Genomic DNA, 23,814 nt, shown 5'->3' with positions numbered 1-23,814 from the left:
AAACTAAATAGTAATTGCTGTTGTATGTTGTACTTCATTAATTACAAACATACTATGTGTACTACCAATATGATCAATTCTGGTCAATTTTTTAACCATAAACTCTCTAAATTCTTCCATATCTTCAACCAAAACTTTAATGAGATAATCGTAATCACCACTAATATGATAACATTCTAGCACCTCATCTAATTTACGCACTTCTCTCTCAAACTTAATGACATAATCTTGAGAATGCTGAACTAATTTTACATGGCAAAATGCTATAAATGCTTTATCAACTTTTTTCTTATCAATTAATGCAACATACTGTTTAATAATGCCATTATTTTCCAGCTTTTTTATGCGTTCGTATACAGCTGTAACAGATAAGCCTAAAGCATAAGACAAAGCTTTGTTAGTCTGTTTGCTATCATTTTGAAGTAATTTCAGTAAATGTTTATCTATTTCATCGAGCATCTTGGTTAACTTTTTTCAGATTAAACGTAATCACGAATAAAAATACAGATTATATATCTAAAGTTATACATTATAAAAGTTTATTTTTCTAAATTATTACACTTATATTGAATTTTAATCTAAAATAATGCAATTTTGTAATGACTAATTAATTATATATATCATGAAATTTAAACCTGCAAATCACATTCAAGATTTACAATATTTCGGAGAATTTGGTGGAGTCAATCCTTCAATTTCAGATTCATCAACCTATACATTCCTTTCGGCAAAAACGATGTTTGATACCTTTGAAGGCAATGCAGATGGATGCTATTTATATTCTCGTCATTCTTCACCTTCAAACCTATATCTAGGTGAAGCTCTAGCAGCCATGGAGGGTACAGAAACAGCAACAGTTACTGCATCAGGTATGGGAGCTATAACACCTGTACTATTACAATTATGTGATACTGGCGAACATATTGTGAGTAGTAGAACAATTTATGGTGGCACCTATGCTTTTCTAAAGAATTTTGCTCCACGTCTAGGAATCAATACTACATTTGTTGACATTACTAAACTAAAAGTAGTAGAAGCAGCTATTACACCAAAAACAAAAGTACTTTACTGCGAATCGGTCAGTAATCCATTACTCGAAGTTGCTGATATAAAAGGTTTAGCTCAACTAGCAAAAAAGCATAATTTAAAACTCGTTGTTGATAATACATTTTCGCCGTTATCAATTTCTCCAGTAAAACTGGGCGCTGATGTTGTTATTCATAGCCTTACTAAGTTTATAAATGGTTCTTCAGATACGGTTGGTGGTGTTATTTGTGGCACTCAAGAATTAATTGACCAACTTAGAAATGTTAATGATGGTGCAGCTATGTTACTAGGTTCTACTATGGACAGTCTACGTTCAGCTTCAGTACTGAAGAACCTAAGAACGCTTCATATTAGGATGCAACAACATAGTTATAATGCTACATATTTAGCTCAGAAATTTGAAAATGATGGCTTAAAAACTGTTTACCCTGGCTTGGCCTCACACCCTTCTCATCAATTATTTAAATCCATGATGAATGAAAAATATGGTTTTGGAGGCATGCTTACTATAGATGTGGGTTCTTTAGATAAAGCCAATGCTCTTATGGAATTAATGCAAGAACGTAACCTAGGTTATCTCGCAGTAAGTTTAGGCTTTTACAAAACTTTATTTAGTGCACCAGGAAGTTCTACGTCTTCCGAAATTCCTGAAGACGAGCAAGAAGCCATGGGTCTTAGTGATGGTTTAATACGTTTTTCTATAGGCCTAGATGCAGATATTGAACGTACGTACAAAATGATGAAAGCTTGTATGTTAGAAATTGGAGTTCTTAAACCAGAACTCGTTTAATCGTAAAAAATAGTTATAATAGCCTGATGTATCATCAGGCTATTTTATTTTCCTTTTAGTCTTTTCCATAGCGCAGACATAGCAAATTTAAAATCGCCCGTCTCTGGTTCAAAGGGAAGTATATTTAAACGCTCCTTGTCCTTAAACAACATTAAGTTAAATATAGCTTTAAAGCCCTTTCTTGTCTCTATCAATGGGTAACGCAAATCCTTATAAAGGTAATTTCCATTCTCTAAAGATTCGACATTATAATAATCATCGCTAAACCAGGCTAAATCTTTTATATCATTATAATCTGTAGCTTTTAATACCCGTTCCTTCGGAATAGTTTGCCAATCCGAAAAACGGTTAGACGTATCAAATAAGGAATAAAAGCCAACGTAGTAATTGCTCTTTGTCTCAGCAATACCATACCAAAGTATATTATTTAAAATTGCTGGTTGCGCACTATATCTATCATAAGTTATCGCATTGTCTTTAAGTGAGGATTTAAATACGTTATCTATATACAACTTATTGAAAATTGTAAATAGCATGTAGAATGAACTTATACCAACACCAAACTTTAACCACAAACGTCTCTTATTATTTTGTCTTTTAAAGAACATTAAAACGATAATACAAATCAAAAACGGAACCGTGTACAAAGGATCGGCAACGGCAATATTATTAAAAGCAACTCTATAATTAGAAAACGGAGAAAAGAGTTGCGTACCGTAAGGTGTAAAACAATCTAAAATGGGGTGCGTAAATAGCGCCCAAAAGAAAAGCTGTATCCAATCACCTTGGGTTGTGGTATGCAATCGCTTACCAGAATCATAGAGTTTATGTACCAACCAACCCAATAAAAAAGCTCCTAAAACCGAAAACAAAATTGAATGCATAAAGCCTCTGTGAAACAGCATTGCATCAATCTCATTACCATACAAAAGAGAACCTATAAAAACATCTAAATCTGGTATAGTTCCTCCAATAGCTCCAAAAAGAAGTGCCTTATTACCTATTTTTCTGCCAAGTACAGCTTCTCCACAAGCTGCGCCTAAAACGATTTGAGTTATTGAATCCATATAATTAAATGTAAAAGTACACATTTAATCCATTTGCAAATGGCTTAACAAAATCGTAACATTACGGAACTAAACTAAACTAAAATGCAAGACGACGACTTATCTGAAATCAAAGTAGATGATCAAAAAATTATCGACAATAAAGAGCTTAATATTTTTGAAGCGCTTGTACCTGTCGTCATACTAATGGGTTTATTAGCTTACAACATCTTTTTTGCAAATGGGGAGATGTTTGGAGGCTATTCTAATCAATATATATTATTAATTGGTGGCTTTGTAGCCTTTATTGGAGGTATGCTAAACAAAGTATCTCCGCTTATTATGATACAAGAAGTTTGGGAAAACTTAAGAAGTGTATTTATCCCAATTATGATTTTGTTTTTAGTAGGTGCCTTAGCAGGCACATGGTTGATAAGTGGTGTTATTCCAGCAATGGTATATTATGGGCTACAAGTATTAAGTCCAGAAATATTCTTACCAGCTTCGGTTATTATTGCTGCCGTAATATCTATTGCCACTGGAAGTTCTTGGACTACCTCAGCTACGGTAGGTATAGCCTTAGTTGGTATCGGTACTGCTTTAGGTATAAATCCCGGAATGATTGCTGGTGCTGTAATTTCTGGCGCCTATTTTGGAGATAAAATGTCTCCCCTGAGTGATACAACGAACTTAGCACCAGCTATGGCAGGTACAGATTTGTTTACACATATAAAATACATGGCTTTTACTACAGTACCTACTATAATAGTTACTTTAATTGTATTTGGAATCATTAGTGTTTCTATTGATCCATCAGGAAGTTCAGATACAGAATTTATATTAACAACTATTGACAAATACTTTAATATTACACCTTGGTTATTTTTAGTTCCAATTGCAGTAGTTGGCTTAATCCTTTTAAAAACTAAACCCTTAGTTGCATTGGGCTCAGGTGTAGTTTTGGCTATTGTTTTTGCTTTTGTTTTTCAGCCAAATCTTATTAACAAAATAACCGATTCCACTTCTACAACTGTTGTGAATTCTATTTTTACAGACACAAGCATTGAGATTCAGGATGCAGAATATTTAGCTGTTTTTTCTGAAGAAGATATTGCAAAAATTAATGACGATAATAAGCTAAAAAACTTATTTTCTGATGACGATTTAAAAGGTGTTTTCACAACTCAATCTTTAAAGGAATATTTTTCAGCAGATTATAAAAACTCAACTATTATTGAAAATAAAGCTGAAAACCTAGAAAAACTTATTACTATCAAAAGGCTCAAAAAACTATTTAGTGCTGGAGGAATGAAAGGCATGCTTTGGACTATATTCCTAATTGTTTGTGCTATGGTATTTGGTGGTATTATGGATGGTATTGGTGCTTTAGCCAGAATAACTAAAGCGCTATTATCTATAGCTTCTTCAGTATTTGGATTATTTGCCAGTACAGTTGTAAGTTGTTTAGGTTTAAACGTTATTGCTTCAGATCAATATTTAGCACTAGTTATACCTGGAAAAATGTTTAAGCAAGCGTATGAAGATAAAGGTCTTGCTCCAGAAAATTTAAGCCGTACTCTTGAAGATTCAGGAACAGTAACTTCTGTACTTATTCCATGGAATACATGTGGTGCCTATCAAAGTGGTGTATTAGGTGTTGGCGTTGGTGAATATTTTTTCTATGCGATATTTAACTGGCTTAGTCCATTTACAACCCTGCTTTTTGCAGCATTCAGAATTAAAATCAGACATCTTTCTGGAAAGCTAGCTTAATCAAAACTTAATACTTTTTAAAAACATTTATCATTGTTAAATGTTAAGTGTATACGTATCTTTGCAGCCGATTTTAAATTTTAACTAAAAAAACAATATAAAAATGGCTGTATTAGTAGGAAAAAAAGCACCTCAATTTAATGCACAAGCAGTAGTAAATGGATACGAATTTGTTGAGAATTTCTCGTTAGATCAATTTATTGGCAAAAAACATGTTGTCTTATTCTTTTATCCAAAAGATTTTACATTTGTTTGCCCAACCGAGCTGCACGCATTTCAAGAAAAATTAGAAGCATTTAAATCTAGAAACACTGAAGTTATTGCTGTATCAACAGATACTGAACAATCACATTTTGGTTGGCTACAATTGGAAAAGAACAAAGGTGGTATTAAAGGTATTACATACCCTCTTGTTGCAGATACCAATAAGACTATTTCTAAAAACTACGATGTTTTAGCTGGTGATTATTTCTATGATGAAAATGATATGCTACAAGCTGATGGAGAACTTATTGCTTACAGAGGTTTATTCTTAATTGATAAAGAAGGAATTGTTAGACACCAAATCGTCAATGATTTACCATTAGGTAGAAATGTAGATGAGGCCTTACGAATGGTAGATGCTTTACAATTTGTAGAAGAAAATGGAGAAGTATGCCCAGCAAACTGGAATAAAGGTAAAATAGGAATGCAAGCCACACATGAAGGTGTTGCTGAGTTCTTAGAGAAACATGTAAATTAACCTAATTGATTTATAAATAAAAAAGTCACTTCGACTGAAGTGGCTTTTTTATTCATTACTTTTATTTTAGAATCTTTTCAAGATTCTTGAAGTTTTTCTCATTGGCATAATCTAATGCGGTCTTACCATCATTATCTTTTATGGTCTTATCTGCATTATGTTTTAATAATAGCTCTACCACGGTTTCCTGATTATACTGTGAAGCAAATATTAGCGCTGTAGTGCCTTTACTATTTTGAGCATTGATATCAGCACCATTTTTAATCAAAAGATGTGCTAATCTAATATTTCCTTTAAAAGAGACACCTATCAAAGCTGTGTTACCCGAAGCATCTCGAGCATCAATATTTGCTTTATGTACTATTAAAAGTTGAGCAATCACTTCTTTATCAAAATACGTTGCAAAAATTAAAGGTGTAAACCCTCTGGCATCCTCACTATTTACCAAATGCGGATTATGCTGTAATTGCAATTCTAGGTTTTCAATGTTTCCAGATTGAATGGTTCTAAAAAATAATTCTTGTGCGTTCATTGTCCCTTTGTATTAAAAAAGGAATGTACAAACATTAGTACATTCCTTATTGTGCTGGTTTGCTATTAACCAATTATTATTTTCTTAAATCAAAACGATCTAAGTTCATTACTTTAGCCCATGCAACAACGAAATCATTTATAAATCTCGCTTCCCCATCATTGGCTCCATAAACTTCACAAACAGCTCTTAACTCTGTATTAGAACCAAAGATTAAATCTGCACGAGTTCCTGTGAATTTAACTTCGCCTGTTTTTCTCTCACGACCTTCAAAAATAGTATCGTCATCTGAAGTTGCACTCCAAGTATATGTGAAATCTAAAATATTAGTAAAGAAATCATTTGTTAGATTACCTACATTATCTGTAAACACACCATAATTAGAGTTATCATAGTTAGCTCCTAACACACGTAAACCTCCTACTAAAGCAGTCATTTCTGGAATAGATAGCGTTAATAAATTTGCTTTATCCACTAATAAGTCTTCAGCAGCAACATTTAATTTAGAGTTCATATAGTTTCTGAATCCGTCAGCTAATGGCTCTAAGTAACCAAATGATTCTAAATCCGTTTGTTCTTGTGATGCATCACCTCTACCTTGTGTGTATGGTACGTTTATATTATGTCCTGCATTTCTAGCAGCTTCTTCGACACCAGCATTACCTGCTAATACTATTAAGTCTGCTATAGAAATTGTGCCGCTAAATTCATTTTGAATGCCTTCAAGAACATTCAGGACTTTGTTTAATTCTTCAGGATTGTTAGATTCCCAGCTACGCTGTGGCTCTAATCTTAAACGACCACCATTAGCACCACCTCGCATATCAGAACCTCTAAATGTTGAAGCCGAAGCCCAAGCTGTCTTAACTAATTCTGAAACTGATAAACCAGAAGCTAAAACCATTTTCTTTAAAGACTCTATATCTGAATCACTCAATGTGTAATCTACCTTCGGGATTGGGTCTTGCCAAATCAATTCTTCACTTGGTACTTCAGGCCCTAGGTAACGATCAATTGGCCCCATATCTCTATGTGTTAATTTGTACCATGCACGCGCAAATGCATCTTCAAATGCTTTGTGATCTTTATGAAAACGTTCAGAAATCTCTCTATAAGTCGGATCCATTTTTAGAGCCATATCTGCCGTAGTCATCATTAAAGCTTGCTTACCGCTACCATCAGCTGTTGGTGCCATACGTGCATTAGAAGCTGCTGTTGGTGTCCATTGATGCGCACCAGCAGGACTTTTAGTCAATTCCCAATCATAATTTAATAAGACATCAAAATAGTCGGCATCCCATTGAATAGGATTTGGTGTCCAAGGACCTTCGATTCCACTAGTAATAGCATCCTGTAAAACACCAGACTTATAAGTATTCTTCCAACCTGTACTCATTTCTTCAATAGAAGCTCCATGTGGTTCAACACCAACATATTTATCTGGGTCAGCAGCACCATGTGCTTTACCGAATGTATGTCCGCCAGCAACTAAAGCCACAGTTTCTTCATCGTTCATTGCCATACGTCCAAATGTAGTCTTAATATCGTGTGCAGACTTTAATGGATCAGGCTCTCCGTTTGGTCCTTCTGGATTTACATAAATTAATCCCATATGAACGGCACCTAAATGCCCTTCCAGATCTCCATCAGAGGTGTCATAACGCTCATCATTATCTAACCAACCTGTTTCGCTTCCCCAGTAAATATCTTGCTCTGGTTCCCAGACATCTTCACGTCCGCCAGCAAAACCAAAGGTTTTAAAGCCCATAGATTCTAAAGCACAGTTACCTGCAAGTATCATTAAATCTGCCCAAGAAATTTTATTCCCATACTTCTTTTTTACTGGCCACAACAAAAGTCTTGCTTTATCTAAATTACCATTATCTGGCCAACTGTTTAACGGAGCAAAACGATGTGTCCCAGTACCAGCTCCTCCGCGTCCGTCACCAACTCTGTATGTACCAGCACTATGCCATGCCATACGAATCATAAATCCCCCATAATGACCATAATCTGCAGGCCACCAATCTTGAGAATCAGTCATTAAATTAATCACATCCTTTTTTAACGCTTCATAGTTAATACTATTAAAAGCTTCTGCATAATTAAAAGCCTCACCCATAGGGTTATTTTTTGTAGCATGTTGTCTTAAAATATTTAATTTTAATTCGTTAGGCCACCAATCTCTATTGCTGGTACCTCGACCAGCTGTTTTCTTTTGATCTGCACTTAGAAATGGGCATTGACTTGCATCGCCTCCATTGTTATGATTCATTATAATTAGTTTTTTAGATTTAATATTTTTCTTTGCATAAAATTATAAAATAAAGTGCTTTGATTAAAGACACTATATCTTTTTAAATTATATTTTAATAGTTAAAACTTATACTATTAGTCATTTAAATAGGGTTTCTTAATAATGTATTTAGTTTTACACTAGGAAATCTGAGCAAAATTTTGTAACTTATAGTTATAATTTAATACCTATAAATATGAGCACTTCAGAATATACAAAAATTTATAACGGCAATTTTATTTTAGTAACACGAGTAAAAGAAGAACTCGAACGTATTGGTATCATTCCCATTATTAAAGATGAAGGAGAGTCGCAACGCCTGGCTGGTTATGGCAGCATGAATCAAGGCTTTCAGGAAGTGTTTGTACACAATGACGAATTAGATAAAGCAATTACTATTGTTGAACAAGTTAAAGCTGAGATGGAGGCTTAATATATGTAAATAATATGCTAGATGTAAAACACTTCCTTAATATATATTTAGGGAGTAAAAGCATGTACGAAGAAGGTATAACGAATCCTTTCCAGAAATAAGAAATTTCATTTCTGAATTGGTTGATAAACTCTCTTTAAGAAACCCTAATTAGGAAGTATTTCTAATGAGAAATGAGAATGATATCTATATAATTGAAAAACAAAAATGGAGACCTATTAATTACTTTCCCAGATTTTGAATGCTTAGCAGCCAAAGAACAACAATTTATCTAAACCGTCACAACATACATCTTCTCACGCTGCTCCTTAATCTTTTTATCACTCATATATTCATCAAACGTCATGTAACGATCGATAACACCATTTGGTGTTAACTCAATAATTCTGGTACCAACCGTTTGAGCAAACTCATGATCATGTGTTGTTAAAAGTACTGTGCCTTTAAAGTTTTTTAGTGCATTATTAAATGCTGTAATACTTTCTAAATCTAAGTGGTTTGTTGGTTCATCTACCATTAAGACATTAGCTCTGATCATCATCATTCGACTAAGCATGCAACGTACTTTCTCTCCACCAGATAAGACATCGGCTGTTTTTAAAGCTTCCTCTCCACTAAAAATCATTTTACCAAGAAACCCTCTAATATAGACCTCTTCACGCTCTTCTTCTGTAGTTGCCCATTGACGCAACCAATCTACAAGCGTTAGTTTGTTATTAAAGTATTCACTATTATCTAATGGCAAATAAGATTGATTTGTTGTTACTCCCCAGGCATATTTACCAGAATCTGCTTTTTCTTTACCATTAATAATCTGATAAAATGCTGTAGTTGCTCTAGAATCCTTAGAATACACAACAACCTTATCTCCTTTCGTCAAATTGATATCAATATTTTTAAAAAGGGTTTCGCCATCTAAATTCGCTGATAAACCTTCGATATTTAAAATTTGGTCTCCGGCTTCGCGCTCACGTTCAAATATAATAGCTGGATAACGACGACTACTTGGCTTTATATCCGAGATATTCAGTTTGTCAATCATCTTTTTCCTACTCGTTGCCTGTTTAGATTTAGCTACGTTAGCAGAAAAACGACGAATAAATTCCTCTAGTTCTTTTTTCTTTTCTTCAGCCTTCTTGTTTTGTTGTGCACGTTGCTTAGCCGCTAATTGCGAAGACTCATACCAAAAGGTGTAGTTACCAGAATAGTGATTTATCTTTCCAAAGTCAATATCAGAAATATGGGTACAAACCGCATCTAAGAAGTGTCTATCGTGAGACACCACTATAACACAGTTATCATAATTTGCCAAGAAATTCTCTAACCATGAGATGGTTTCGTAATCTAAATCGTTGGTAGGCTCATCCATGATTAACACATCAGGATTTCCAAATAAGGCTTGTGCTAATAATACTCGCACTTTTTGCTTACCATCTAAATCTGCCATTAATGAATAATGAAAATCTTCTTTAATACCTAAATTTGATAGCATAGCTGCTGCATCAGAATCGGCATTCCAGCCGTTCATTTCTTCAAACTCAACTTGTAGCTCACCAATCTTCTCGGCATTTTCATCAGTGTAATCTGCATATAAAGCATCAATTTCAGATTTCAACTTATATAAAGGTTTGTTACCTTTTAAAACGGTTTCTAAAACCGTATCCTCATCATGCTTGTTGTGATTTTGCTCTAAAACAGACATGCGCTTTCCTGATTCTAAATGTACATGTCCAGATGTTGGATCCATCTTACCTGCAAGAATCTTTAAAAATGTAGATTTACCTGCACCATTAGCGCCAATAATTCCATAGCAATTACCTGTATTAAAGCTCGTATTGACTTCATCGAAAAGGATGCGTTTTCCAAATTGAACAGAAAGGTTTGAAACTGATAACATATGTTTATTTTTTGAGAGTGCAAAAGTAGAAAATTATAGCCATTAGACGAAATAAATAGACCGTATAACAAGATTTAACTTGGCATTAACAAGACTTGAAGTCTTCAAGCTATATTTTTGTTTTGTAAACTATGATGAAATTGCCCATGTTGACTCGATACATAGCTATGACTTCTGTTTTGCTATCCTTAACCCTTGGATGCAAAACTAGTGATAATGGTGACTATGCTTATATTGGTGGTGAGATTATAAACCCCAAGAATAGGAGCATTATACTTCATAACACCAAGGGTAAGGTTTTTGATACACTTAGTCTTGATGCTAATAATAGATTCATTCATAAAATTGAAAATCTAGAGTCTGGTTTGTATTTAATAAGGCATGGTGGCGAATACCAAACGGTATTATTAGAACCTTCAGACAGTATTATGTTTAGGCTCAATACTTATGATTTTGACGAATCGTTAGTATTTACTGGTAATGGTGCAAAAAAGAATAATTACCTTATTAAGACCTACCTTACTAACGAAAAGGAAGCAAAGAAGTTGGTAAAGTATGCTAAGATGGAACCTGAGAAATTTAATGCGTTTATTGAAAAAAGACGTCAACGCCAACTCGAAGAATTTCATAGATTTTTGAGCCAGAGTGAAGAATCAGAGTTCTTTAAATCTGTTATTGAAGCTAATATTAACTATAATAGTTATGCTGATAAAGAGATCTACCCTTTTGCCTATTTTGGTAACAATAAGCTTATTCATATTAAAGATCTACCTGAAGGTTTTTATGATCACCGTAATAACATAGATTATAATGCTAGTCATCTAAGCCATTTTTTCTCATACAATAGATTTCTTTTTTCTCACATAGATAATTTGGCTATCAAATCGTACTATAAAAATAATCCTTATCATAGTAAATTTGATAGACATTCTATGGATTACAATATCTCTAAAATGGATTTGATTGATAGTATTATTGCAGATGAAACCATTAAGAACAATTTATTAAAATATAAAGCCAGAGATTTTATTAGTCATAACCATACTGAGTCTGAGGCTAACGAAATACTAGGTTATTACTTAGCAAAAAGTACAAATGAAGAAGATAAGGCCTATATGAAAGATTTAGTGACATCGTTGAAATCTTTACGACAAGGTAACCCATTACCAAATTTAGCTGTTGTAAATTATGATGACACAGTACATTACTTAAATTCTATTATTACAAAACCAACTATTATCTACTTTTGGTCTTCGAACTCTAAAAGTCAGTACAGAAATAGCCATTATATGGTCACTGAATTGAAAGCTCAGTTTCCACAGATGGATTTTATATCGATAAATGTAAATGACAATGATGATAAGTTCTGGAAAAACATTATTAATAATTATGATTTTTCTACGATAAACGAATTTAAGTTTAAAAACTCAAAAACAGCTCGTAAGATACTAGCTGTAAATTATTTGAATAAAGCCATTATTGTAGATCAAAATTCAACAATTCTGCATCCTAATGCCAATATTTTTGGTTCAGAATTTAAAGAAACTCTTGAAGGATTATTACAAAAAAAGCACCTTATCGCTAAACAATAAGATGCTTCTGCTTTTAGAATAAGTAAGCTTTAATACTTGCTTTAATTTCCTTTCTTATAATCTGCTAAGAATTTTTCTAAACCTATATCTGTAAGTGGATGATTTAGTAAACCTACGATAGATTTTAAAGGACCTGTCATAACATCTGCACCCAATTTAGCACAATCTATAACATGCATGGTATGCCGTACAGATGCTGCTAAAATTTGTGTTTCAAACGCATAGTTATCATAGATGTGACGGATCTCAGCAATTAAGTTTAAGCCGTCTGTAGAAATATCATCTAAACGTCCAATAAATGGTGACACATAAGTAGCACCTGCCTTTGCTGCTAACAAGGCCTGACCTGGAGAAAACACTAATGTTACGTTAGTTTTTATGCCTCTATCCGAAAAATATTTACAAGCTTTTACTCCGTCTTTAATCATTGGTAATTTAATAACAATTTGATCGTGAAGTTCAGCTAAAGCTTCACCTTCCCTTACCATGCCATCAAAATCCGTTGAAATAACCTCTGCAGACACATCACCATCTACAATATTGCAAATATCAACGTAATGTTTCATAATATTATCTGTGCCAGTAATACCTTCCTTAGCCATTAAAGAGGGATTGGTAGTAACACCATCTAAAATACCCATATCCTGAGCTTCTTTAATCTGGTCGAGATTAGCAGTATCAATAAAAAATTTCATGTAATTTAAATTTGATTTGTTGTGTTTTAAGTTGTCGCGAATTTACAACTTTAGGCAGCCTTTGAAAGCAATTTTTTTCAGAATATATTAACAACAGTATTTTACAGGTCATAATGCTTCATCAATAAGCTTTCATAGACCTTATCTGGTAATATGCGTTTTAATACAATAGAGAATTTTTGCATAAAAACACCAACTTTATAGTGTATCTTAGGGTTTTTAGTTTCAATGATTTTATAAATAGCCTCTGCCATTTGCTTTGGATCACTACCTTCATCTACATGATCGTTCATAGTTTTTAAAGAATTACCATACTTTTCTTTATATGGAGAATCCTCTAAAACTGGAGCATGATAACGACCCGCAGCAATGTTAGTTGCAAAATCACCTGGTGCTACATTAGTCATTTCAATATTAAAATCTTTAAGCTCCATTCTAAAAGCTTCGGTAACTAACTCTAATGCACCTTTACTTGCACTATAAATACCTCGGTAAGGCAAACCCATATAACCAGCAATAGATGTTACATTTATGATTAAGCCCGAATTTTGATTTCGCATCGTTGGTAAAACTGCTTTAATAACATTGATTGGCCCAAAAAAATTTGTCTCAAAATTACGTTTTATCTCTGCTTCAGGTATTTCTTCAATTGGCCCTGTAATACCAGCACCTGCATTATTAATTAAAACATCTATACGAGGTTCTTTAACTAATAATTCTGTTATACATCCAGAAATAGTGTCTGGTTGTGTTACATCTAAAGCTATAATAGGAAACTTACTCTTTGGATATTTTTCAGGGTTTCTACTTGTTCCGTAAACTTTATAATTCTTAGTTTGAAGAAACTCACCAATAGATTTTCCAATCCCCGAGGATCCTCCCGTTATTAAAACAACTTTAGACATTCTTTTAAGTTAAAAAATTTGAAGTTAAAAGTACAAAGTTTCAAAATAATGAAACCTTAAACTTCACTCCATAAGTTTAATATAATATCTTGACATCTATTTAAACTAAAAAATCTTGATTCGCCAGGGCTTTCAAGATTTAAATTTAGTGTACAAAAAAAGGCAAGCTACCTACATCACACCGCTACGACCGCATACCTTTGCTACGTTCCCGTCCTGGAGGATTAAGCAGGAGCTGGTTGTGTAGGACTTGCCCAGCGGCAAAGATACAACCTTTTAAAACTTTTACAACCATTTAATCAATGATTTTTATACTGATTTTTTTTAATAACTTGCTAAAAAATTAGATACTACTTATGCAATTTTATAAATATTTCATTCTCCTGTACTTAGGTGCAATTTTAATGAGTTGTGGCGACACTAATTCGTCCAAACAAACGGGTCTAAGTATAAATACCAAAGTAAAATATTTAATGCTTGGTGATACTCTAAACTTATCTATTGACAATCCTAAAAAATTAAATATCACTAAGGTAAACTACGAGCTTAATGGGAAGCCTATTGACAAGAATATAATTTTAGATAATATAACTCTAGGTGAAAAAACTATAACAGCAATTGTAAGCTATGATGATAATATGCAAACACTGTCTAAATCCATTATAATATTTAACAACATTATACCTTCAATATACAGCTATGAAGTTGTAAATACCTATCCGCACGATATTACATCTTATACACAAGGCTTAGAGTTTTATAATGGAGAATTGTATGAAAGCACTGGTCAATACAAAGAATCTAAACTAAGAAAAGTAAATTTTGAAACCGGAGAGGTTTTACAAAATATAGATCTAGAAGACAGCTATTTTGGAGAAGGATTAACCATTCTAAACGATAAGGTTTACCAACTCACTTGGAAAGAAAATAGAGGTTTTATATACGATGTTAATACTTTTGAAAAATTAAATACTTTTAATTATGGTACAAGTAAAGAAGGCTGGGGAATTTGCAACGATGGAAAGACACTTTATAAATCTGACGGTACAGATAAAATATGGTTGTTAAATGCAGATAATCTAACCGAACAAAGCCATATCGAAGTCTATACCGAAAAAGGTAAAATACCAGCCTTAAATGAACTCGAGTGGATTGATGGAAAGATTTTTGCCAATATCTATCATCGCAATGGTGTTGTTATTATTAACCCAAAAACAGGTGGTGTAGAAGGTGTTATAGACTTTAAACCTCTAAAACAACTTGTAAAGCAGCATAACGAACTGGATGTTTTAAATGGAATAGCTTATCATCCCGAACGTAAAACCATTTTTGTTACTGGTAAAAATTGGGATAAACTTTTTGAAGTAAAAATAAAAAAACCTTAAGTTTCATCCCTCAGTTTTTAGAGTACTGCATCCTTCTTTTTAACCCTTAAAGTGTTTTGATTAACATTTCTTTAGGTTAAAGTTTATGTAATGGATTTATGTATTTAACATTAAACACTTTTCTTTAACGCATCAAACAACTTCTAATGCGTTTTGTATTAACTATATTAATCGTTTTATGTTTCCAATCCATTATGCTTGGGCAGACCTTAAAAGGAAAAGTATACGATTCAAAATCTACAGTAAAAAACATCAAAGTTCTAAACAAAACTCAAAACAGATTAACAGTCACTGATGATGAAGGCAGCTTTAGTATCGAGGCCAAAGTAAATGACACCATTGCTTTCAACTCAGTATTCTATCATCCAAAAGAAGTCATATTAACTCAAGCTCATTTTGATGAGCTTAACATTTTTGAAATCAAAAAAATCATCAACGCTTTAGAGGAAGTAGAAATTAAGGTCGAACCTGAGCAACCTGTCTTTGAAGCTGAAACATATAACAAAGAACTTCATAACTTAATTAAAGAAGATATAAAGCGTAACCCTGGGTTATACCAACCAGCTGGTGCTACCTATGGAGTAGATTTTATATACCTCATTGGCCAGGTAGCAAAACTTTTTAAACGAAAAAAAAGTAAAACACCAGAATACAAACTATTGACCTATACTCAAGTAGATTCTTTATTTAGCAATAGCTCTTTTTTCAATAAACGCTTGGTTACCGAAAATTTTAAAATCCCAGAGACCAATACTAAATTATTTTATGATTTCTGTGCTGCGAAAGGCATAAGTTCTGAATTATTAAAGGATGAAAAAAAAATGGAGCTCTTAGAGCAATTGGTTATTAACAGTCAATTGTTTTTAATTCTACTTGAAGAGTATGGCGAACGACAAACAGTAAAAGACTAAGTACTTTATAAGAAATAATATAACTTCATAATAATTTCTAACTTCAAAAGTTATATTTTTAAGCCATAATTATATTTATCTCTTATGCAGCGATTGCTATCATTCTTAATTTGTTTAGTTATATTACTATTTTGGAGTTCTTGCCGAAAGGATTTTGACTTTTCTCCAAGTAAAGGAAATCTCAGGTTTGAGAAGGACACAGTGTATTTAGACACCGTTTTTACCAATATAGGTTCTAGTACATACAATCTTAAAGTCTATAACCGTAGTGATGATGATATTGTAATCCCAACGATACAACTCGAAAACGGAGTTAATTCTTTCTACAGGATGAATGTAGATGGCACCACAGGACTAGAAGGTGCACAAGAAGGGAAATTCTTTGAAAATGTTGAGTTACTGGCAAAAGATAGTATGTTTATTTTTATAGAAACCACAATAGATATAGAAACACTATCTAACTCAGATACTCAGTTTTTATATACAGACCGAATTTTATTTGACTCTGGAAACAATCAGCAAGACGTTGACTTAGTAACCTTGGTTAAAGATGCCGTATTTATATACCCAAACAGAGATGTTGATACAGGTATTATTGAAACCTTAATCTTTGATGTTGATGGAGACGGTACACCTGATGAAACTACATTACAAGGTCGTTTTCTTGAAGATGACGAGCTCACTTTTACCAACGAAAAACCTTATGTTGTTTACGGATATGCAGGTGTAAACAATGGACAAATACTGACTATGGAAGCTGGTACACGTGTACATTTCCATGCCGACTCAGGCATCATTGTCACTGATGGAGGAACACTTAATATTAATGGAGCATTAAGTACAGACCAAGACGAATTAGAAAACGAAGTTATTTTAGAAGGTGATCGTCTAGAACCACTCTTTGAGGATGTGCCAGGACAATGGGGAACTATCTGGTTATTTAATGGTAGTGAAAATAATACTATTAATTATGCAACTATAAAAAATGCAACCATTGGTGTATTATCTGAAGGTAATCAAACTGCAACAAACGATAAACTTACCATAACCAATAGTCAAATTTATAATTCTAGTGGATTTGGGATTCTAGGAAGAGCCTCTTCGATTTCAGCAGAAAATGTTGTGATTAATAATTCTGGGCAATCTTCTTTTGCCGGTACGGTTGGTGGTAAATATAATTTTGTACACTGTACCATTGCTAATTATTGGGATAGCAGTTTTAGACAGTTTCCTGCCCTATTCCTAAATGATTTTGTATTAGACGAAAATGGAGTTCCAATTACTAACGATTTAACCGAGGCCAACTTCACTAATTGTATCATCTATGGTAATGACAATCCTGAAATCGTGCTAGAGGATGAAGGGAGTGTATTTAATTATAAGTTTACAAACTGCCTTATAAGATTAAATCCAAATTTATTTAACACAGGTAATTATCAAATTAGTGACCCAATGTTTTATGAAGGCAATTTATTTAATGAAAATCCTAATTTTGAAGCTCCTTTTGATAATTTAATGCGCATTAGTGAAGATTCTGGAGCTAATGGACTTGCCAACACAGATTTTAATTTCTTAGAAGACATCCTGGGCGTATCGAGAAATATTCCAGAACCAGATGCTGGTGCTTATGAAAGTACAGTTTTTGATGAAGATTAATCAATTTTCACTTTTATGATTTGGTATAATATTTGAAGGTAAATAAAACAATATACTGTTTTATAAAATTTTAAAATTATGATATCAAAAATTTTTCAGAAAAGTAGTGTTCTCCTATGCTTTATTCTAGCCTTTACAACCTTAAATGCTCAGGAATTAGACCTAAACCTAGTTAACTTAACGATTATACAAAATAGTAATGATTATAGTTTTTATAACGGTGAAGTACATTTAAAAACTAATGAAACCTTAAAAGGTCGGATAAGTCTTAACCACATTAATGATAATCAATATGCCGTCTTACTAAAAACAGATCAAGGCCATACCTACATTTCTAATGAAGATGTAAATTCTGTAATATTATTTAATAATGGTAAGCACCAAATTTCAGAAACTAAATTCGTTGCTTTTGATGGATACGGTAAATTGTTTAGAGAGCTCTACAAAAAAGATGATGAAACCGCTATTTATGATTCTATGGAGAAACCATTTGATAATAGAATTATGAGTGGTGTATATGTTTTAGAAGATAACAACCTTATGAGTATTTATAATTTTTGGTCTTCAGGTCCAAAAAAAGACATCATTAATTATATTAACGACAGAGATAGTTCAAATTATAAACGCAAAGATTTTGAATCACTAAATGATTTGTTCTCTATGCTATAATAAAAAAGCCTTTCAATTTAGTTTGAAAGGCTTTTTTATTATTGGTCATACTGAACTCGTTTCAGCACCTCATAATATTATTATTAAGCGTTAAATAAAGGTTTACCTCCCATCAAATCATTCACTTTTTCAGCTACACCTTCAAGCACAGTTTCATTGTTGTGATTTGTCAATACTTCGTCAATTAAATCTACTACATAGCTCATATCATTTTCTTTTAAACCTCTAGTTGTAATAGCAGGAGTTCCTACTCTAATACCAGAAGTAACAAATGGAGATTCTGTATCAAACGGTACCATATTTTTGTTTACAGTAATATCTGCTTTTACTAAAGTATTTTCAGCATCTTTACCAGTTATGTTTTTATTTCTCAGGTCAATCAACATCATATGATTATCTGTACCGCCAGAAATTAAGTTATAATCTTTAGCAACGAATGCTTTAGCCATTGCATCAGCATTGTGTTTTACCTGCAACATATAGTGCATAAACTCATCCGTTAACGCTTCACCAAACGCAATCGCTTTGGCAGCAATTATATGTTCTAAAGGACCACCTTGATTACCTGGAAATACCCCAGAATCAAGTAAGCCAGACATTTTACGCAATTTTCCGCTCTTTAAGGTTATTCCAAACGGATTATCAATATTTTCACCCATCATTATCATACCACCTCTAGGACCTCTTAATGTTTTGTGTGTGGTTGTGGTAACTACATGGCAATGTGGCATGGGATCGTTTAGAATACCCTTAGCTATTAAACCTGCAGGATGCGATATATCTGCCAACAATAAGGCTCCTACGTTATCAGCTACTTCTCTAAACTTTGCAAAATCCATATCGCGTGAATAAGCTGATGCACCAGCAATAATCAACTTTGGTTGTTCTTTTTCAGCAACATCAGATAACATATCGTAGTCAATATAACCCGTATCTTTTTTCACCCCATAAAACGTTGGACGGTATAACTTCCCAGAAAAGTTAACAGGAGAACCATGGGTTAAATGCCCTCCATGAGATAAATCAAATCCTAATATTGTATCACCCGGTTTTAAACATGCATGGTACACCGCTGTATTAGCTTGACTACCAGAATGTGGCTGCACATTAGCATAAGCAGCACCAAATAAGGTTTTGGCTCTATCGATTGCAATCTGTTCTACTTCATCTACAACTTCACATCCTCCATAATAACGTTTCCCAGGATAACCTTCTGCATATTTATTGGTTAATACAGAGCCAGCCGCTTCCATCACTTGGTCGCTAACAAAATTCTCTGAAGCAATCAATTCTATACCATCCGTTTGGCGTTCTCTTTCAGCTTCTATAAGTTCAAAAATCTGTTCGTCGCGTTGCATATATTATGTCTAATGTTAAATGAGCATCAAAAATACGAATTACATTAGTTTTAATATTAAAAATTATGTAGGTTTGAATAGAAATTAATGAACATTTAATCAACAACAGCAATATGCCATTATCAGCTAATAATCCAAATAGAACCTCTTGGTTATACGTCAATAAATACTCAGACTTTCCCATTCAAAATATTCCATTCGGTGTTTTTTTAACCAGAGAAGATATTATTACCATTGGAACGCGAATTGGAGATACGGCTATAGACTTAGGAGCGCTTCATCAATTAGGTTATTTTGATGGTATTCCATTAACTGACGATATCTTTCTTCAGGATTCGTTAAATGATTTTATTGCAGATGGTAGAAAAACCTGGAGGGCAGTAAGAAATCGTGTTGCAGAAATTTTTGATGCAAATAATGACGAATTAAAAAATAACACCAAGCACAAAGAGATTATTTGTTTTAGATTAGATGAAATAGAAATGCAAATGCCTGTGCATGTTGGCGACTATACTGATTTTTACGCAAGTAAAGAGCATGCTACCAACGTTGGTACAATGTTTCGTGGTAAAGACAATGCCTTAATGCCTAATTGGTTACATCTACCTGTTGGGTATCATGGTCGTAGTTCTTCAATAATAACTACACATATCCCTATCCATAGACCACAAGGACAAACGATACCAGAAGGTGCTGATAAGCCTGTTTTTGGACCAAGTAAACTGGTAGATTTTGAATTAGAAATGGCATTTATTACTACAGATGCTAATGACTTAGGAGAATCAATTCCTGTTGAAGAAGCTGAAGAATACATCTTTGGATTGGTTGTCTTTAATGATTGGTCTGCCAGAGATATTCAGAAATGGGAATATGTGCCTTTAGGTCCATTTTTAGGAAAGAATTTTGCATCATCAATGTCACCTTGGATTGTTACTCTTGATGCTTTAGAGCCTTTTAGAGTTGCTAGTCCAAAACAAAACCCTAAACCTTTAGACTATTTACAAACTAAAGGAAAACACAGTTTCGATATTCACTTAGAAGCTGGTATTATACCAAAAGGAGGAAAAGAAACTACGGTTTGTAAATCTAACTTTAAATATATGTACTGGAATATGGCACAACAGCTGGCACATCATACAGTTAATGGATGTCCTGTTAATTCTGGAGACATGATGGGCAGTGGTACCATTTCTGGTCCAACAGAAGACTCTTATGGATCCATGCTTGAGCTAACCTGGAAAGGTACTAACCCCATTAAAATGAAAGACGGTACAGAGCGTAAATTTATTAATGACTACGATACTGTAGTAATGCGAGGCTATTGTGAAAACGATGATGTCCGTATTGGGTTTGGACAAGTAAAAACTCAATTACTACCTGTATTTAATCCTAAGAAGAAAAAGTAACAATACAACTTCATATAATTAAACTTTAAAGCGCTAATAACTAGCGCTTTATTTTTTTGGCACAATCCTTGGTTTTATACTTCGTATAAACCTTAAAATACAAGATTATGAAACGATTATTACTAGTATTAGTCCTTGTTTCGGTACTCGTGTCTTGTAGTGCCAAAAAACAAATTGAACAAGCTATCAGTCATGGTAATTATGATCAAGCTATCTCTGAAGCTTTAAGAAAATTAGAAAACAATAAAGACAAAAAACGTAAGCAAGCTTATGTGGTAATGCTTAAAGATGCATACGAGAAAGTCTTAGCAGAAGATTTGGCACGTATTGCGCATTTAAAACAAGATGGTAATCCTGAATTATATAAAACGATATACGAAAGTTATGCAGATTTAGAAGCAAGGCAAAATGCTATAAAGCGTATTATGCCTTTAAAAATAAATGGTAAAACTATAAGTTTTAAATTTAGAAATTATAGTGAAGCTTTGGTTGAATACAGATATAAAACATCTGATTTTCTGATGGATAAGGGTTTAGATTTATTGGATACAGAAGATAAATTCAATGCTCGCAAAGCTTATAGATTGTTTGATTATGTAGATAATATCAATCCAAATTTTGAAGACGTAAAAAGCTTAATGCAAGAAGCTCATAATACTGGTATGGACTATGTTTATGTGTCTGTAAAAAATGAAACACATCAAATTATACCTAAACGCTTAGAGACAGATTTGCTAGATTTTAACACCTATGGGTTAAATCATTTTTGGACAACATACCATGCCTTTGTAGATGATAGTATCGATTACGACTTCGCAATGGAGTTACAACTAAAGCGAATCAATATATCACCTGAGCGTATCAATGAACGTCAGTTACTAAGAGAAAAACAAATTGTTGATGGATGGGAATACCTCTTAGATGGCAATGGTAATGTAGCTAAAGACAGCCTTGGTAATGACATTAAGATAAATAAAATCATAAATGTAAGAGCACGTTTTTTTGAAGTATTACAAACTAAATCATCTCAGGTTATTGCTGATGTAGTTTATATAGATCTAAAACAAAACCAGATTATCGACGCTTTTACAATTGACAGTGGATTTACTTTCGAAAACGTATTTGGACGTTTTAGAGGAGACAGAAGAGCATTGAACAGAAATGACAGAAATTTATTAAAACAAGTTCAAGTCCATTTCCCAACAGACGAACAAATGGTATACGACTCTGGCGAAGATCTAAAACTGAAATTAAAAGATATCATAAGTTCTTATCATATAAATAGCTAAATAAAAAGCCTCTCCAAATCGAGAGGCTTTTATTTATATTAATTTTCAACAAAACTTTAAAGAAAGTAAGTCAATAATACAGTATTCGTCCTTGTAGGAAATGTAATAAATCATTAGACCTTTGAATTTAAAGTCATTATCTGCCCTTCAACGATTATTTTAAGCATTTTCTTATAGTCATACGTACTTTAGCCTCCCCTTTTGTAAAGCCCTATTAAGAACTCTAAGCTAATCGATAAGCTTAGACATATAATGTTCTACTTTAATAAACAAAAAATTAATGAAACATCCCTACATAAAGTTTCTACCCTCATTAATAATGCTATTTTTCACAATAGTCTTTTATGCTCAATCTGATATTTATGAGAGTTATGCCATTTTAGATATTAATGGTAATGGTAATACTTATTTTGATTTAAATGCTACCACTGCGAATACAGATTTTGATGGTGCAAACTTAGGAACATTTAATCCAGGCAATAGTCTTATTCTTAATGGTGCTCAAAACCAGACCTATAAATGTAGTACTCATAATATAATGAATGGTTATATAGACTACAGAGTATATTTGTCAGCTGCAACTCCAGGCGCTTTTATTCCTTCCGAAATTTTATTTAATTCAGATGATGGTACTTCTAATTATTGTGGTAATACAAGTACAGATCAAACCTGGGAATCTATGGGTGCCAATATTGATATCCTTAATGGTTTAACCTCAGGTGATTATATTCTAGAAGTATATGTTAGAGCAGATGTAGATTATAATAATGATAACATCTTAGATAATACACTATATAATAGCAACAGCGGTTTAAATTTTCGTGCAAACTTTAGAGTTGATAATCCACCTGTAGCAAATTGTAATACTACATTAACCGTTCAACTTGATGCTTTTGGTAATGCTACTATTACTGCTGCTGATATTGATAATAACTCAACTGACGACTTCGACACTCCAACGTTGACAATAGATGTTAATACTTTTGATTGCTCGGATATTGGCACTCCCATAACAGTTACTTTAACTGCAGAAGACACTTTAGGTCAAACAGATACTTGTACTACTCTTATTACAGTTGAAGATAATGTCAACCCTGTAACACCAACACTCGCTCCTGTAACTGTAGACTGTAACGGAACATTGACTGCACCTACAACTACTGATGCCTGTGCCGGAACCATTACTGGAACCACTTCTGATACACTTTCCTTTGTTGAAGGTGGTAGTACAACAATCACATGGACCTTCAATGATGGTAATGGTAATGCCATTACAGCCAATCAGGTTTATAACTATGATGATACAACCAACCCTGTAACACCAACACTCGCTCCTGTAACTGTAGACTGTAACGGAACATTGACTGCACCTACAACTACTGATGCCTGTGC

General features: G+C 33.3%; 20 protein-coding genes and 1 other RNA gene. 12 read left to right on the top strand and 9 right to left on the bottom strand.

The annotated features are described in order from the left end of the window. Window positions 1–3: 3 nt before the first annotated feature. Window positions 4–459 carry an Lrp/AsnC family transcriptional regulator gene (locus tag Q0912_RS15495; RefSeq protein ID WP_299116771.1) on the bottom strand — a complete coding sequence of 152 codons (456 nt, stop codon included), beginning with the start codon at window positions 457–459 and terminating at the stop codon, window positions 4–6. Window positions 460–622: 163 nt separating this feature from the next. Between Q0912_RS15495 and Q0912_RS15490 the strand changes: the two genes are divergently transcribed. Beyond that, window positions 623–1,837 carry an aminotransferase class I/II-fold pyridoxal phosphate-dependent enzyme gene (locus Q0912_RS15490; RefSeq protein WP_299116769.1) on the top strand — a complete coding sequence of 405 codons (1,215 nt, stop codon included), beginning with the start codon at window positions 623–625 and terminating at the stop codon, window positions 1,835–1,837. Between the two features lie 44 nt (window positions 1,838–1,881). Here the strand turns inward: Q0912_RS15490 and Q0912_RS15485 are convergent, their stop codons facing one another. Next, complete coding sequence (locus Q0912_RS15485; protein WP_299116767.1) at window positions 1,882–2,904, bottom strand: metal-dependent hydrolase; 1,023 nt, start codon at window positions 2,902–2,904, stop codon at window positions 1,882–1,884. Window positions 2,905–2,988: 84 nt separating this feature from the next. On the opposite strand from Q0912_RS15485, the gene Q0912_RS15480 reads away from it, so the two are divergent. Together Q0912_RS15480 and Q0912_RS15475 are read left to right on the top strand one after the other, a co-directional pair. Beyond that, entirely contained in the window at window positions 2,989–4,656 is a 1,668-nt protein-coding gene (locus tag Q0912_RS15480) for a Na+/H+ antiporter NhaC family protein (RefSeq protein WP_299116765.1), read from the top strand. Between the two features lie 103 nt (window positions 4,657–4,759). After that, entirely contained in the window at window positions 4,760–5,398 is a 639-nt protein-coding gene (locus Q0912_RS15475) for a peroxiredoxin (protein ID WP_299116763.1), read from the top strand. A 61-nt stretch (window positions 5,399–5,459) separates the two neighbouring features. Here the strand turns inward: Q0912_RS15475 and Q0912_RS15470 are convergent, their stop codons facing one another. Both Q0912_RS15470 and katG read right to left on the bottom strand, forming a co-directional pair. After that, window positions 5,460–5,930, bottom strand: a complete 471-nt coding sequence (locus Q0912_RS15470) for an ankyrin repeat domain-containing protein (protein ID WP_299116761.1) — start codon at window positions 5,928–5,930, stop codon at window positions 5,460–5,462. Window positions 5,931–6,006: 76 nt separating this feature from the next. Beyond that, window positions 6,007–8,205: a catalase/peroxidase HPI gene (gene katG, locus Q0912_RS15465; protein ID WP_299116759.1), complete on the bottom strand. Its 2,199-nt coding sequence runs from the start codon at window positions 8,203–8,205 to the stop codon at window positions 6,007–6,009. Window positions 8,206–8,422: 217 nt separating this feature from the next. Here katG and Q0912_RS15460 point away from each other — a divergent pair, with 217 nt between their 5' ends. Then, entirely contained in the window at window positions 8,423–8,659 is a 237-nt protein-coding gene (locus tag Q0912_RS15460; protein ID WP_299116757.1) for a DUF2007 domain-containing protein, read from the top strand. A gap of 271 nt (window positions 8,660–8,930) precedes the next feature. Here Q0912_RS15460 and Q0912_RS15455 read toward each other — a convergent pair whose 3' ends face one another. Then, the gene (locus tag Q0912_RS15455) at window positions 8,931–10,556 is read right to left on the bottom strand and encodes an ABC-F family ATP-binding cassette domain-containing protein (protein WP_299116755.1); all 1,626 of its coding nucleotides are present in this window, start codon (window positions 10,554–10,556) and stop codon (window positions 8,931–8,933) included. A 131-nt stretch (window positions 10,557–10,687) separates the two neighbouring features. Between Q0912_RS15455 and Q0912_RS15450 the strand changes: the two genes are divergently transcribed. Further along, on the top strand, window positions 10,688–12,148 hold the full coding sequence (locus tag Q0912_RS15450) for a hypothetical protein (protein ID WP_299116753.1): 1,461 nt from the start codon (window positions 10,688–10,690) through the stop codon (window positions 12,146–12,148). A 41-nt stretch (window positions 12,149–12,189) separates the two neighbouring features. Here the strand turns inward: Q0912_RS15450 and fsa are convergent, their stop codons facing one another. The 3 genes from fsa to ffs form a co-directional block, all read right to left on the bottom strand. Then, window positions 12,190–12,843, bottom strand: a complete 654-nt coding sequence (gene fsa, locus Q0912_RS15445; RefSeq protein WP_299116752.1) for a fructose-6-phosphate aldolase — start codon at window positions 12,841–12,843, stop codon at window positions 12,190–12,192. A gap of 101 nt (window positions 12,844–12,944) precedes the next feature. Next, window positions 12,945–13,748, bottom strand: a complete 804-nt coding sequence (locus tag Q0912_RS15440) for an SDR family oxidoreductase (protein ID WP_299116750.1) — start codon at window positions 13,746–13,748, stop codon at window positions 12,945–12,947. A 157-nt stretch (window positions 13,749–13,905) separates the two neighbouring features. Next, window positions 13,906–14,004: signal recognition particle sRNA small type (gene ffs, locus Q0912_RS15435), an RNA gene on the bottom strand. 148 nt (window positions 14,005–14,152) lie between these two features. Between ffs and Q0912_RS15430 the strand changes: the two genes are divergently transcribed. From Q0912_RS15430 to Q0912_RS15415, 4 genes are all read left to right on the top strand, one after another. Then, entirely contained in the window at window positions 14,153–15,133 is a 981-nt protein-coding gene (locus Q0912_RS15430) for a glutaminyl-peptide cyclotransferase (protein ID WP_299116748.1), read from the top strand. A 146-nt stretch (window positions 15,134–15,279) separates the two neighbouring features. Beyond that, complete coding sequence (locus Q0912_RS15425; RefSeq protein WP_299116746.1) at window positions 15,280–16,044, top strand: hypothetical protein; 765 nt, start codon at window positions 15,280–15,282, stop codon at window positions 16,042–16,044. A gap of 84 nt (window positions 16,045–16,128) precedes the next feature. Beyond that, the gene (locus Q0912_RS15420) at window positions 16,129–17,700 is read left to right on the top strand and encodes a right-handed parallel beta-helix repeat-containing protein (protein ID WP_299116744.1); all 1,572 of its coding nucleotides are present in this window, start codon (window positions 16,129–16,131) and stop codon (window positions 17,698–17,700) included. Window positions 17,701–17,778: 78 nt separating this feature from the next. Then, entirely contained in the window at window positions 17,779–18,369 is a 591-nt protein-coding gene (locus Q0912_RS15415; RefSeq protein WP_299116742.1) for a hypothetical protein, read from the top strand. A gap of 83 nt (window positions 18,370–18,452) precedes the next feature. Here the strand turns inward: Q0912_RS15415 and glyA are convergent, their stop codons facing one another. Next, a complete protein-coding gene (gene glyA / locus Q0912_RS15410; RefSeq protein WP_299116740.1) occupies window positions 18,453–19,727 on the bottom strand; it encodes a serine hydroxymethyltransferase in 1,275 nt (424 codons plus the stop codon). 113 nt (window positions 19,728–19,840) lie between these two features. Between glyA and fahA the strand changes: the two genes are divergently transcribed. The 3 genes from fahA to Q0912_RS15395 form a co-directional block, all read left to right on the top strand. Then, the gene (gene fahA / locus Q0912_RS15405; protein WP_299116738.1) at window positions 19,841–21,133 is read left to right on the top strand and encodes a fumarylacetoacetase; all 1,293 of its coding nucleotides are present in this window, start codon (window positions 19,841–19,843) and stop codon (window positions 21,131–21,133) included. Window positions 21,134–21,240: 107 nt separating this feature from the next. After that, on the top strand, window positions 21,241–22,422 hold the full coding sequence (locus Q0912_RS15400) for a hypothetical protein (protein WP_299116736.1): 1,182 nt from the start codon (window positions 21,241–21,243) through the stop codon (window positions 22,420–22,422). 280 nt (window positions 22,423–22,702) lie between these two features. After that, window positions 22,703–23,814 (top strand): hypothetical protein (locus tag Q0912_RS15395; protein WP_299116734.1); only part of this gene is annotated, 1,112 nt, incomplete at its 3' end.

Source organism: uncultured Winogradskyella sp., assembly GCF_947498345.1.
Lineage (GTDB): Bacteria > Bacteroidota > Bacteroidia > Flavobacteriales > Flavobacteriaceae > Winogradskyella.
The sequence above is the reverse complement of the archived record's forward strand: the minus strand, read 5'-3'. Positions and strand labels throughout refer to the sequence as shown.